Source organism: Arthrobacter sp., from assembly GCF_031988865.1.
GTDB lineage: Bacteria > Actinomycetota > Actinomycetes > Actinomycetales > Micrococcaceae > Arthrobacter_B.
The window spans coordinates 30142-42990 of the sequence record NZ_DALZXY010000021.1; the positions used below are offsets into that span (position 1 = coordinate 30142).

Below are 12849 nucleotides of genomic sequence, written 5' to 3' on the forward strand. Positions count from 1 at the left end.
TGAGACGGAGATCCCAGGGGCGGTGACCACCGCCCCTCCCACAGCAGCCCGGGAGGCGGACGAACGCACCCGGGACCGCGTGCTTGGAGCCGTGCTGGAGCGCGGTCCGGTCAGCGCTGCCGAACTCGGCGAAACGCTGGGATTCACGCCCGCAGCCGTGCGCCGGCACCTCGACGCCCTGGAGCGTGAGGGCCTGATCGAGGTCAAGCACCTCAGTAATCCGGGTTCGGGCGCAGGCCGCCCGGCGCGGCGCTACGTGGTGAGCCAGCAGGGACAGGCCTACCTTGGCAACGACTATCTGACGATTGCCACCGAAGCGCTTCGGGAACTGGGCAAGGCGGCAGGCCCCGAAGCTATTGAGGCATTCGCCGAGGCGCGGTTCCATAAAATGGAGGAACGCTACCGTCCGGTGCTTGACGCCGCCGGACCCGCTATCGAGGACAGGGCAGAGGCCCTGGCCGCCGAACTCACCAAGGACGGATTCGTCGGATCCACGACCATGATCGGCACAAGCCGGACGCCCAGCACACTGCTGAGTATCCAGCTGTGCCAGGGGCACTGCCCCATCCAGGCGCTGGCAAGCGCCTACCCCGTCTTCTGTGACAAGGAGACCGAAGTTTTTTCCCGGCTGCTGGGAGTGGACGTGCGCAGGCTGTCCACGCTTTCCCGCGGCGGGCACGTATGTACGACCCACATACCCGTGGGCCGTTCGATGTCTGCGCCGCACCAGCCGGTGGGCGCCGCAACCCAGTCCACATCCACTCATCAGCAAGAAAGGCCGTGATGACGGATCAAGTAACCCGGAAGCCAGAGGCACCCGCAACGGTGCCCGATTCCGTGATTTCAGACATCCTGGAAAAGAACCCCGAGCTCGAGGGCATCGGCACCTATGAGTACGGCTGGGCCGACTCCGACGTCGCCGGGTCAAACGCCCGCCGCGGCCTCTCAGAGGAGGTCGTCCGTGACATTTCGGCTAAGAAGAACGAGCCGCAGTGGATGCTGGACCTCCGGCTCAAGGGCCTGAAGTACTTCGGCCGCAAGCCCATGCCCACCTGGGGCGCGGACCTGTCGGGCATCGACTTCGACAACATCAAATACTTCGTGCGCTCCACGGAAAAGCAGGCCAACACCTGGGAGGACCTGCCCGAGGACATCCGCAATACGTACGAGAAGCTCGGCATCCCCGAAGCAGAGCGCGGCCGCCTGGTCTCCGGCGTTGCTGCGCAGTACGAATCCGAGGTTGTCTACCACCAGCTCCGCGAGGACCTGGAACGCCAGGGAGTTATCTTCCTGGACACCGACACCGCGCTGAAGGAACACCCGGAGATCTTCCAGGAGTACTTCGGCACGGTCATCCCGGTGGGCGACAACAAGTTCGGTTCGCTGAACACTGCTGTCTGGTCCGGCGGCTCCTTCGTCTACGTCCCGAAGGGCGTCCACGTCGAGATTCCGCTGCAGGCCTACTTCCGTATCAACACGGAAAACATGGGCCAGTTCGAGCGCACGCTGATCATTGCCGATGAGGACTCCTACGTCCACTACATCGAAGGCTGCACCGCGCCGATCTACACCTCGGATTCGCTGCACTCGGCCGTCGTCGAAATCATCGTGAAGAAGGGCGCCCGCGTCCGCTACACGACCATCCAGAACTGGTCCAACAACGTGTACAACCTGGTGACCAAGCGCGCCATTGCACACGAAGGCGCCACCATGGAGTGGATCGACGGCAACATCGGTTCCAAGGTCACCATGAAGTACCCGGCCGTCTACCTGGTCGGCGAGCATGCCAAGGGTGAGACCCTCTCGATCGCGTTCGCCGGCGAAGGCCAGCACCAGGACACCGGTTCCAAGATGGTCCACATTGCACCGAACACCAAGAGCTCGATCATTTCCAAGTCGGTGGCACGCGGCGGCGGCCGTGCAGCCTACCGCGGCCTGGTCCAGGTCCGCGAAGGCGCCAAGAACTCGGCCAACACCGTGCGCTGCGACGCGCTCCTGGTGGACACCATCTCCCGCTCGGACACGTACCCGTACGTGGACATCCGCGAAGACGACGTCACCATGGGCCACGAAGCCACCGTTTCCCGGGTCAGTGAAGAACAGCTGTTCTACCTGATGTCCCGCGGCCTTCCCGAGGACGAGGCCATGGCCATGATCGTGCGCGGCTTTATTGAGCCGATCGCGCGTGAACTGCCGATGGAATATGCCCTTGAACTCAACCGCCTCATTGAACTCCAGATGGAAGGAGCCGTCGGTTAATGTCGAAGCTTAACGACACCGTAGTAAACGCAGCCCAGAACGTCGCTGAAAACGTGGCCGAACAGGTCAGCAACGCAGTGGAAGGCGTCAAGGCACGCATCGGGGCTCCCTCGGGAGAACGCCGGGTGCGCATCGATGGCTTCACCGAGGAAGGCGAAAACCTTTCCCCGCTGAACGACGCCTCACCCGTGCTTGGCGGCGACAGCAGCAAGTCCCACAGCCACGGTGCCGGTGCCGGTGTTCCGGACAGCTCACGCGCTGGCCGGCCCACCTCCTTCCACCGGGCCGACTTCGGCAAGCTCACCGGCCGTGAAGAGGACTGGCGGTTCACGCCGCTCAAACGCCTGCGCGGGCTGCACACGGCAGAACTGACGGGCGCCGCCCCGGAGGTCGCCGTCGTCGCGCCCGAGTCGGTCACCGTCGCCGCGATTGGCCGCGACGACGCAAGGATCGGCACCGCCGGAGTTCCTGAAGACCTCGTGGCTGCCGCTGCCTGGGAAGCTTTTACCGAAGCCACCCTGGTCAGCATCCCCAAGGACACCCAGGCCGAAGGCACCATCACCCTGACGATCACCGGCGCCGGCATTGATCCGGCCGCCCAGCACGTCTTCATTGAGGCCGGCGCCTTCTCCAAGGCCGTTGTGGTCCTGGATCACAAGGGTTCGGCCACGCTGTCCCAGAACGTGGAAATCCACGTCGGCGACGGCGCGGAACTGACCGTGATCAGCGTCCAGGACTGGGACGACGACGCCGTGCACGCCTCGGCGCAGTACGCCCGGATTGGCCGCGACGCCCGCTTCAAGCACGTCGTCGTCAGCCTCGGCGGCGACCTCGTTCGGGTCACCCCGTCCTCGAAGTTCACCGCCACCGGCGGTGACGTGCAGATGTTCGGCCTCTACTACGCCGACGCCGGACAGCACCTGGAACAGCGCCTCTTTGTTGACCACGCCGTCCCCAACTGCAAGTCCCGCGTGATGTACAAGGGCGCCCTGCAGGGCAAGGACGCGCACACGGTCTGGGTTGGCGACGTGCTGATCCGCAAGGAAGCCGAGGGAACGGACACCTACGAGGTAAACCGCAACCTGCTGCTTACCGACGGCGGCCGCGCCGATTCCGTGCCCAACCTCGAGATCGAGACCGGCCTGATCGAGGGCGCCGGCCATGCCAGTGCCACTGGCCGGTTCGACGACGAGCACCTGTTCTACCTGATGGCCCGGGGCATCCCCGAGGACGTTGCACGCCGCCTCGTGGTGCGTGGCTTCCTGAACGAAATCATCCAGCAGATCAAGGTTCCGGAACTGGAAGAGCGCCTTACCGCCGCGGTCGAGCGTGAACTCGCCGCCGTCGAGGCCTAAGCACCTCTCCCCGAAGAACCTGCAGACCGCACCAAAAGCGTGCAAAGAGAAAGCGAAAACTACGCATGTCCACTCTTGAAATCAAGGACCTTCACGTCAGCATTGAGACCGAACAGGGTGTCAAGAAGCAGATCCTGAAGGGCGTCAGCCTGACCATCAACACGGGTGAAACCCACGCCATCATGGGCCCCAACGGCTCCGGCAAGTCCACCCTGGCCTCCACGATCGCCGGCCACCCGCGCTACACCGTGGACAGCGGCTCCATCACCCTGGACGGCGAAGACGTCCTGGCGATGAGCGTTGACGAGCGGGCCCGGGCCGGCCTGTTCCTGGCCATGCAGTACCCGGTCGAGGTTCCGGGCGTCACCATGACGAACTTCCTTCGGACCGCCAAGACCGCACTGGACGGCGAAGCACCGTCCCTGCGCCACTGGACCAAGGACGTCAAGGGCGCCATGGAGCAGCTGCGCATCGACGCTGACTTCGCCCAGCGCAATGTCAACGAAGGTTTCTCCGGCGGCGAGAAGAAGCGTGTGGAGATCCTGCAGCTGGAGCTCTTCCACCCGCGTTTCGCCATCCTGGATGAGACTGACTCCGGCCTGGACGTTGACGCCCTGAAGGTTGTTTCCGAAGGCGTGAACCGCGAGCACTCCACCGGGAATATGGGTACGCTGCTGATTACGCACTACACGCGGATCCTGCGCTACATCAAGCCGGACTTCGTGCACGTGTTTGTCGACGGCCGGATAGCCGAGCAGGGTGGCCCCGAGCTTGCCGACCGCCTGGAAGAAGAAGGCTACGACCGGTTTGCCAAGACCGGCGCCGTCAGCGCCTAGGCTGTACCGCACGAGCCTGAGGAACAGGAGCAGAACATGACTGACGCCAATCTGGCCCAGACATCCCTGGAGGATGTCGAAGAGGCCCTCAAGGACGTCATTGACCCTGAGCTGGGGGTGAACATCGTTGACCTCGGCCTGCTCTACGGCCTGAAGTACGCCGACGACGGTGCCCTGCTCATCGACATGACGCTCACCACCGCCGCCTGCCCGCTCACCGATGTCCTCGAAGAGCAGACCAGCAAGGCGCTTGAGGGCGTTGTCGACGAGTTCCGGCTGAACTGGGTCTGGATGCCGCCGTGGGGTCCCGAGAAGATCACGGACGACGGTCGCGACCAGATGCGGGCCCTGGGCTTCAACATCTAGCCGCTGCCGCGCCTGGCATAGCTAAAAAGGGCGGACACCCTGTCTGGGTGTCCGCCCTTTCGCATCTCCCGGGCAAGTGCTTGGGCTGGCCCTGTTTTGGCCGGCCCTGTTTCGGCCGGTCCTTCACCAGGAGCCGGCGCGGCTTACTCCTGCGCTTCGCCGATGCCGCGGGCGGCCAGCGCCTCACCGGTCTGCTGGGCATAGGCCACGGCCCGGATAACGACAGGCACGGCCTGTGCGCGCAGACTCCGCTCCAGGCCTCGGGCCTTTGCAGAATCCCGGACATCGGCCGCGGAACCGAGCAGATAGGGAAGGCTGCGGACCATCAGCGCCAGTGCCAGCCCAAAGCGTTCCGGATCAGCGCCAACCACTTTCAGCGGGCGGACCAGCGAAACAACGCCGTCGAGCAGTTCCGGGACGGGCACCGTGAGGATCAGCAGCCTCGCCACTGACACACACACCAGGATGTTCCCCGCCGTCACCAGGGCAGCCTCGGTGCCTGCGCTCCACAGCTGAAACACTGCGATCAGCAGCAGCACCGGCCACATCACGGCCAGGGGACGCAGCACTTCGCGCAGCAGCCCCGCTGCTGCGTAGGCGGCGCTGACCAGCAGGGCGGTGACGGCCGTGGCCGGCAGACTCGCCAGGACAAGCGTCAGGACAGAGACCACAACGACGGCGGCCGCCTTCAGCGCGAGTGGCGCCCGGTGCACGGCAGAGCGCCCGGGCAGATAGGCGCCGAGCAGGGCATCCCGGTTCCTCACGCTGTGTCACCGTCCGTCTCTGCCCCCGTCACTGTTTTGGCCCCTGCCTTGGCAACTGTGTCCGTCACCGGGTCCCCAGCGCCAGGGCACGGTACCTGCCGATGGCCTCTTCCGGGCCGGCATCGCAGACGATCCGGCCGTCGTCGATCACCAGCACCCGGTCAGCATCGGACGCGAAGTCCAGGTCATGGGTCGTGTAGATCAGCTGCTGGGGGAGCGCGGCAAGCAGTTCCCGCAGCCGTGCGGTGTTCCGCAGGTCCAGCAGGGTGGTCGGCTCATCCGCCACCAGGACCGCCGGCTCCACCGCCAGAACCGTGGCCAGCGCCATCAGCTGCCGTTCGCCGCCGGAGAGATCGTAGATGCTCCGGTCAGCCAGTTCCAGCAGGCCAAGCGATGCCAGGCGCTGCTCAGCGGCGGCACTCCGTGCCCGGGCATCACGGATGCTGCGGCGCAGGGAGAGCTCGACGTCGTCCCGCCCTGTGGGCATCACCAGCTGGGAAAGCGGATCGGTGAAGACGAAACCTACCCGGCGCCGGACCTTCGAGCCCTGCTTCGCAGTGTCTGCGCCGTCCACGCTGACGGCTCCGCTGGATGGAAGCAGCAGTCCGTTGATCAGGCGCAGGAGAGTGGACTTCCCGGATCCGTTGGCTCCAATAACGGCAACCCGCGGCTCGGTCAGTTCCAGGCTGACCGGGTGCAGGATGGTGCGGGGGCCCGCAGCGCTCTCCGCTGCCACCACTCCCGCTCCGGCGAAAACGACGGCCGGCATCAGTGGGCGGCCGCTGCCGGACGGTTCGGTACCAGCCTGGGGAAGGCCGCGAACACGCTGGCCGCTACGGCGGCTGCCGCAACGTTCTTGATCACGTCTCCGGGCCAGAAGGCCATGTCTGCAGCCACCGCCGCAGCGAAGGGGAGCTTGGCGTTGAGCATCATTCCGGCGATGCCCAGCGGGTGGATGACCAGGAAGCTGGTGGCCAGGCCGGCGCCGAACAAGGCTGCGGCCCGCGCACGGCGGACCCGCAGCAGTACTACGCGGGAGAGCGCTCCGGCGACCAGTGCTGCCAGCGGAAAGGACAGCAGGTATCCGGCAGACGGACCTGCCAGTACCCCAAGACCGCCGCTGAAGCCGCTGAAGACGGGCAGGCCCGCCAGCCCGGCCACGAGGTAGAGCCCCACGGCCGCTGCGCCCCGCAGCGGTCCGAGGACCATTCCGGTGAGGATAACCGCCAACGTCTGCAGGGTGATGGGTACGCCGGCCGCCAGCGGAATCCCCGGCAGCAGGGAGAAGGCTGCAGTGAGCGCCGCGAAGACCGCTATATAGGAAAGGTCTGTGGCCGTCCACGCGGTGCGGCGGTCCCGGCGCCCGGCCGTTTCAGGAACTGCGGACATATTGGCTCATTTCGTTGGAGTCCTACAAGGAGCTGCATGAATGGGCGCGGTATTTTCCGCGCCAATTTCGACACTAGCGGCGCCAGGACCGGATTCTGTTTGTCGGGTTCCTACAAATCTCCGTGGACCGGTAGACTTGAAAGGCTGCCTGAGCAGCTTTTCTTCACAACCCCACCCCTTCGAAAGGTCCCACTTAGTGATTGCCGTATCTGAACTCGAGCTTCGTGCCGGTGCACGCCTGCTCATGGAAGCGGTCTCATTCCGTGTGGATAAGGGAGACAAGATCGGTCTCGTCGGGCGCAACGGCGCCGGCAAGACGACCCTGACCAAGGTCCTGGCGGGAGAGGCCCTGCCGGCCGCCGGACACATCAAGCGCACCGGGGACATCGGCTACCTGCCGCAGGACCCGCGCACGCCGGACATGGAACAGCTGGGCCGTGACCGCATTCTCTCGGCCCGCGGACTGGACAAGGTCACTGCGCAGCTCAAGAAGTGCCAGGACGAAATGGCCAGCGATGATCCCAAGATCTCGCAGAAGGCCATGAACCGGTATGACCGGCTCGAGGCTGAGTTCCTGGCAGCGGGCGGTTACGCCGCGGAATCGGAAGCGGCGACCATCTGTGCCAACCTCGCCCTCCCGGACCGGCTGCTGAACCAGCCGCTGAAGACGCTGTCCGGCGGACAGCGGCGTCGTGTGGAGCTGGCGCGGATCCTGTACTCCGACGCCGAGACCATGCTCCTCGACGAACCGACCAACCACCTCGACGCCGATTCGATCGCCTGGCTGCGCGAGTTCCTGAAGAACCACACCGGCGGCCTGATCGTCATCAGCCACGACACCGAGCTGCTCGAAGCCACGGTTAACAAGGTCTTCAGCCTGGATGCGAACCGCGCCACGATCGACATCTACAACATGGACTGGAAGCGCTACAAGATCCAGCGCGAGACCGATGAGCGGGCCCGCAAGCGCGAACGTGCCAACACTGAGAAGAAGGCCGGGGTCCTGCTGGCCCAGGCCAACAAGATGAAGGCCCGCGCATCAGGTGCCTCCGCCGCGCAGAGCATGCTCAAGCGCGTGGACCGGCTCCTGGGCGGGCTCGACGCGGTGCGCGCCTCCGACCGGGTTGCAGCGCTTCGCTTCCCGGATCCCGCTCCCTGCGGCAAGACGCCCATGATGGCCGAGGGGCTCAGCAAGAGCTATGGATCGCTGGAGATCTTCACCGATGTGGACCTGGCGATTGACCGCGGTTCCAAGGTGGTTATCCTGGGCCTGAACGGTGCCGGTAAAACGACCCTGCTGCGGATGCTCGCTGGCGTCGACAAGCCGGACACTGGCCGGATCATCCCGGGGCACGGCCTGAAGGTCGGGTACTACGCCCAGGAGCACGAGACGCTGGACACCGAGCGGACGGTGCTGGAAAACATGCGCTCCTCGGCCCCGGACATGGACGACGCCGAGGTCCGCAGCGTGCTGGGCTCCTTTATGTTCAGCGGTGATGACGTGGACAAGCCCGCCGGGGTCCTCTCCGGTGGCGAAAAGACCCGCCTCGCGCTGGCCACGATCGTGGCCTCCTCGGCCAACGTACTGCTCCTTGACGAGCCGACGAACAACTTGGACCCCGCCTCCCGTGCGGAAATCCTGGGTGCCCTGAGCAACTACTCCGGCGCAGTCGTGATGGTCAGCCACGATGAAGGGGCCGTCGCGGCCCTGAACCCGGAGCGCGTTGTACTGCTTCCGGACGGGGATGAAGACCACTGGAATGAGGATTACCTGGACCTGGTCACCCTGGCCTAGCGTCTTCGCACCACAGGCAAGAGGCCGCCGGTTTCCCTTATGGGAAGCCGGCGGCCTCTTCTATGTGGCCGTGCTGTGGGCCGGTGTTAGAACCCCTGGGCGTCGAGGATCGCGTCTTCCTCTTCCTCGCCCGTGGGGCCCCGGCGTTTACGGACCGGCCGGGTGCGCCTCGGTGCCGGAGCCGCCGAGTGGATCTCCGTACCGTCGTCGTCCCAGTCCTCGTCGTCCCTCTCTTCGTCCTCGCCGGATTCAATCCGGTTCCAGGCTTCCTGGCGGGCTGCGTAGCCCAGCCCCACGAAAAAGAGCAGGCCAAATGCGTACCACTGCAGGGAGTAGGAGAGGTGGGGGCCTTCGTCCACGGAGGGCATCGGCGCGGCCTCCGGGCGGGTTGCGGGGGCGGGGTCCTCGGTATCCAGCTGGCCGTAGGCAGCCAGCTGCAGCGGATAGCCTGCCTGGCGTTCGTATTCAGTGAGGTCGATGGAGGCCAGCTGTCCTTCCGGCGCCCCGCGCAGCAGTGCAGGTTCGGCCGGTTTGATCCGCGCGGTCACCGTGACCTCCCCAGCCGGCGCCTCGGGAATGTCATCCGGCCATCCGGCCTCGTTGTCCCCGATCGGGAGCCACCCGCGGTTGATGACGACGGCGGTACCGTCGTCGAGCTTCAGCGGTACCAGGACCTCGTAGCCGGGCCGGCCGCTCAGCGGCCGGTTACGCACGATGCGCTGGTTCGCGGTGTCATAGGTCCCGGTCAGCTCGACGGGCAGCCATTCCGCCGACGGATCGAATTCCTCGAAGTAGCGTGCCGCCTCCTCATACGGGACGGGGGCGGCCGAGTAGTTGGTTTCCACCCATCCGATGTCCTCGCGGACGGCTTCCCGGCGCTCCATCTGCCAGGTGCCCAGGTACGCGCACACCGCAGCCAGTGCGCAGACCAGTGCGAACCAGCCAAGCCAGCGGCCGGACAGGAGGAACTTATACATTTATGCGTTGTCGCTTTCGGTAGCGGCGCCCAGGGGCAGCGTCTCTTTCCAGAGGGACCGGACCTGCAGGTACTCTTCCAGCCACCCGCGGTGTTCGTCGCAGGCCAGCCAGATTTTTCTCCGCTCAGGGGTATGGATCCTGGGGTTGTTCCACAGCAGCTGCCAGGCAGCGTCCGAGCGGCAGCCCTTGCGGGAACAGCGGGCACGCTCTTCTGATGCGGTACCGCCGGATAGCTGATCAAGCAGGTTCATGCGTCCGGTTCTGCCTTGCCCCGGCCGTCGTGGCCGTCGTCGTCGATAATTTCACCGTGGAGAACAGTGGTTTCGGGAGTCTCATTCCCCTGCGCCGGTCTTGCTTCCAGCTGGGGCGGCGGCGGGCCGGTGTACGCAGAATCGGAGCCGGTCATGTTCCGCGTATCGCTGCCGCCGTTGGCAATCACGACGGCGAACCAGGGCAGCACAACAGCCCCGGCGATCACTACCCACATCAGCCATCCGTGGACAAAAAAGAGCAGGAAGAGACAGACGAGGCGGATGCTCATGGACACGGTGTACTTGACCATGCGCGCATGCATCTCGTCGGTATGTGCTGTGCGGGCGTCCGTAATCCGCGGGATTCGGCCGCCGCGGCGGGAAACCTTTTTCATTATTCTCCAAACAGGTTTACCCATTATCTCACTGCCCGCGGAGTTCTTGAAGTTGCCTTCAGCGCCGATAGGATCGGAAGCAACCACACCCCAGACCCAGCTTAAGGATTTTGCGTGCAGAACGATCAGACACCAGCGGGCCGAAGCGTCCTCATCACCGGCGGTAACCGCGGCATCGGCCTGGCCATCGCAAAGGCCTTCGTGGAAGCGGGGGACAAGGTTGCCATCACCTACCGCAGCGGCACGGTGCCTGAGGGCATGCTCGGTGTGAAGGCGGACGTTACGGACATGGCTTCCGTCGACGCCGCCTTCACCGAAGTCGAAGCCGCCCACGGTCCTGTTGAAGTCCTGGTGGCCAATGCCGGCATCACCCGCGACACCCTCCTGCTGCGCATGAGCGAAGACGATTTCACCGACGTGGTGGACACCAACCTCACCGGCGCCTTCCGGGTCGTAAAACGCGCTTCCAAAGGCATGCTCAAGCTCCGCCGGGGCAGGGTGGTGCTGATTTCCTCCGTGGTCGGCCTGTACGGCTCCCCGGGCCAGGTCAACTACGCTGCGTCAAAGGCCGGACTGATCGGCATCGCCCGGTCCCTCACCCGCGAACTCGGCTCCCGGAACATCACCGCGAACGTTGTGGCCCCGGGTTTCATCGACACTGATATGACCCAGGCCTTGCCGGAGGACACCCGGAAGAGCTACCTGGCGTCGATCCCCGCCGGCCGCTTTGCGGATCCCGACGAAGTTGCCCGCGTTGTCCGGTGGATCGCCGGCCCGGAAGCCGGATACATCTCCGGGGCAGTCATCCCGGTGGATGGCGGCCTGGGTATGGGCCACTAGCCACCCGCAGCAGAGCGCGGGAATTCCTTGGAGGTTTCCACTAACGCGCAGCATCGTTACGGCTGACAGGATGGGTGTCAGTGTCAATATCTTTAGCTACTTTCCACAAAAGGAGTTTCCATGGGCCAGCTTGATGGCAAAGCCGCAATTGTTACCGGGTCTTCCCGGGGGATCGGAGCAGAAGTAGCCAAGCTTCTCGCCGATGCCGGAGCCGCTGTTGTGGTGAACTACCGGCAGAAGGCTCCGCGGGCCAACAAGGTCGTAGCCGGCATCGAGGCGGCCGGCGGCCGGGCGGTCGCCGTGGGCACTGACCTCACCTCAGCCGAAGGCCCGGCAGCGCTGGTTAATGCTGCGCTGGAAACGTTCGGCGGGCTGGACATCCTGGTCCTGAACGCCTCCGGAGGCATGGAAACCGGCGTCGGCGAAGACTATGCCCTCAAGCTGAACCGCGATGCGCAGGTGAACATGCTCACTGCCGCTGCCGCGGCCATGAAGCCGGGTTCCCGCGTGGTGTTCGTCACCAGCCATCAGGCGCACTTTATCGACTCGGTGCCGACCATGCCGGAATACGAACCGGTGGCCCGCAGCAAGCGTGCCGGCGAAGACGCCCTTCGGGAAATGATTCCGGCGCTGGAAGAAAAGGGAATCAGCCTGGTGGTGGTGTCCGGCGACATGATCGAGGGAACCGTCACCGCCACCCTGCTGGACCGCGCCAATCCGGGAGCTATCGAAGCGCGCCGGGAAGAGGCCGGCCGGCTTTACTCCGTTGAGGAATTCGCCGCTGAGGTGGCCCGCATGGCACTGGCGGATGTTCCCACCGGTCACACCGAGTACGTGGGCGGCGCGGACTACCTCAACGCCTGAGACGCCTTGCCGCTGGCAGGCACTCCGGTGGCAGCCGGTACTTCCGGGAGGGTCTGAGGCCCTCCCGGAAGGGGATGCCGCCTAGAGTTTTACGAAGTGCTGAACCATGTCCAGGGCGGGAAGGTTCAGCACGGCATCGGCGGCATCCTGCACCGCCGGCTTGGCGTTGAACGCCACGCCGAGTGCGGCCGCCGCCAGCATGTCCAAGTCATTCGCGCCGTCGCCCACTGCGATGGTGTGCTCTTCCTTGATACCCAGGTCGGCTGCCCATTCGCGCAGCGAGCGGGCCTTGACCGCACGGTCCACGACCTCGCCTTCCACCTCGCCCGTCAGGAAACCGTCTTTAATTCCCAGCTCGTTGGCGCGCGCGAAGGTCAGCTGCAGCCGGTCAGCCAGTGGTGCCAGCACCTGATTGAATCCGCCGGAGACGACGGCGACCCCGTGGCCGGCCGCGAGGAACTTCCGCACCAGGATTTCCGCCCCGTCGGACAGCTCGATCCGCGTCCCGACGTCGGCAATCACGGAAACCGGCAGCCCGGCCAGTGTCTTTACCCTGGCATGAAGGCTCTGGGCAAAGTCCAGTTCGCCGCGCATGGCAGCTTCGGTGACTGCAGCCACCTCAGCTTCGCGTCCGGCATGGGCAGCGAGCAGTTCAATCACTTCCTGCTTGATGAGCGTCGAGTCAACGTCCATTACCAGCAGCTTGCGGGCGGGTTCCAGCAGCGAGGCAGGCACGACGGCGCTCTGCGCGGGAGCC

The 12849-nt window shown here is 65.2% G+C and carries 15 protein-coding genes; 8 read left to right on the forward strand and 7 right to left on the reverse strand.

What is annotated here, in order from left to right:
* Positions 1-22 precede the first annotated feature (22 nt).
* The 5 genes from RTN46_RS05980 to RTN46_RS06000 all read left to right on the forward strand — a co-directional run bounded on the left by RTN46_RS05980 (position 23) and on the right by RTN46_RS06000 (position 4816).
* A complete protein-coding gene (locus RTN46_RS05980) occupies positions 23-784 on the forward strand; it encodes a helix-turn-helix domain-containing protein (RefSeq protein ID WP_312179803.1) in 762 nt (253 codons plus the stop codon).
* Positions 784-2259 carry a Fe-S cluster assembly protein SufB gene (gene sufB / locus RTN46_RS05985; protein ID WP_312179804.1) on the forward strand — a complete coding sequence of 492 codons (1476 nt, stop codon included), beginning with the start codon at positions 784-786 and terminating at the stop codon, positions 2257-2259. Before RTN46_RS05980 ends, sufB begins: the two co-directional genes overlap by 1 nt.
* On the forward strand, positions 2259-3614 hold the full coding sequence (sufD, locus tag RTN46_RS05990) for a Fe-S cluster assembly protein SufD (RefSeq protein ID WP_312179806.1): 1356 nt from the start codon (positions 2259-2261) through the stop codon (positions 3612-3614). The genes sufB and sufD overlap by 1 nt, the downstream gene beginning before the upstream one ends.
* A gap of 65 nt (positions 3615-3679) precedes the next feature.
* Positions 3680-4450: a Fe-S cluster assembly ATPase SufC gene (sufC, locus tag RTN46_RS05995; protein ID WP_312179808.1), complete on the forward strand. Its 771-nt coding sequence runs from the start codon at positions 3680-3682 to the stop codon at positions 4448-4450.
* 36 nt (positions 4451-4486) lie between these two features.
* Positions 4487-4816, forward strand: a complete 330-nt coding sequence (locus RTN46_RS06000) for a metal-sulfur cluster assembly factor (RefSeq protein ID WP_312179810.1) — start codon at positions 4487-4489, stop codon at positions 4814-4816.
* Positions 4817-4959: 143 nt separating this feature from the next.
* Here RTN46_RS06000 and RTN46_RS06005 read toward each other — a convergent pair whose 3' ends face one another.
* From RTN46_RS06005 to RTN46_RS06015, 3 genes are all read right to left on the reverse strand, one after another.
* Complete coding sequence (locus RTN46_RS06005; RefSeq protein WP_312179811.1) at positions 4960-5580, reverse strand: energy-coupling factor transporter transmembrane protein EcfT; 621 nt, start codon at positions 5578-5580, stop codon at positions 4960-4962.
* Positions 5581-5644: 64 nt separating this feature from the next.
* The gene (locus tag RTN46_RS06010; RefSeq protein ID WP_312179812.1) at positions 5645-6349 is read right to left on the reverse strand and encodes an ABC transporter ATP-binding protein; all 705 of its coding nucleotides are present in this window, start codon (positions 6347-6349) and stop codon (positions 5645-5647) included.
* On the reverse strand, positions 6349-6969 hold the full coding sequence (locus RTN46_RS06015; RefSeq protein ID WP_312179814.1) for a biotin transporter BioY: 621 nt from the start codon (positions 6967-6969) through the stop codon (positions 6349-6351). Before RTN46_RS06015 ends, RTN46_RS06010 begins: the two co-directional genes overlap by 1 nt.
* A gap of 196 nt (positions 6970-7165) precedes the next feature.
* On the opposite strand from RTN46_RS06015, the gene RTN46_RS06020 reads away from it, so the two are divergent.
* The gene (locus tag RTN46_RS06020) at positions 7166-8764 is read left to right on the forward strand and encodes an ABC-F family ATP-binding cassette domain-containing protein (protein WP_312179816.1); all 1599 of its coding nucleotides are present in this window, start codon (positions 7166-7168) and stop codon (positions 8762-8764) included.
* Positions 8765-8850: 86 nt separating this feature from the next.
* Here RTN46_RS06020 and RTN46_RS06025 read toward each other — a convergent pair whose 3' ends face one another.
* The 3 genes from RTN46_RS06025 to RTN46_RS06035 are packed head-to-tail and all read right to left on the reverse strand — an operon-like array spanning position 8851 to position 10388.
* The gene (locus tag RTN46_RS06025; RefSeq protein WP_312179818.1) at positions 8851-9741 is read right to left on the reverse strand and encodes an SURF1 family protein; all 891 of its coding nucleotides are present in this window, start codon (positions 9739-9741) and stop codon (positions 8851-8853) included.
* Complete coding sequence (locus RTN46_RS06030; RefSeq protein WP_312179820.1) at positions 9742-9993, reverse strand: hypothetical protein; 252 nt, start codon at positions 9991-9993, stop codon at positions 9742-9744.
* Positions 9990-10388 carry a DUF3099 domain-containing protein gene (locus tag RTN46_RS06035; RefSeq protein ID WP_312179822.1) on the reverse strand — a complete coding sequence of 133 codons (399 nt, stop codon included), beginning with the start codon at positions 10386-10388 and terminating at the stop codon, positions 9990-9992. Before RTN46_RS06035 ends, RTN46_RS06030 begins: the two co-directional genes overlap by 4 nt.
* 114 nt (positions 10389-10502) lie before the next feature.
* Here RTN46_RS06035 and RTN46_RS06040 point away from each other — a divergent pair, with 114 nt between their 5' ends.
* Together RTN46_RS06040 and RTN46_RS06045 are read left to right on the forward strand one after the other, a co-directional pair.
* Positions 10503-11228: a beta-ketoacyl-ACP reductase gene (locus RTN46_RS06040; RefSeq protein WP_312179823.1), complete on the forward strand. Its 726-nt coding sequence runs from the start codon at positions 10503-10505 to the stop codon at positions 11226-11228.
* Positions 11229-11348: 120 nt separating this feature from the next.
* Entirely contained in the window at positions 11349-12092 is a 744-nt protein-coding gene (locus RTN46_RS06045; protein ID WP_312179824.1) for an SDR family oxidoreductase, read from the forward strand.
* Positions 12093-12173: 81 nt separating this feature from the next.
* Here RTN46_RS06045 and serB read toward each other — a convergent pair.
* Positions 12174-12849 (reverse strand): phosphoserine phosphatase SerB (gene serB / locus RTN46_RS06050; RefSeq protein ID WP_312179825.1); only part of this gene is annotated, 676 nt, incomplete at its 5' end.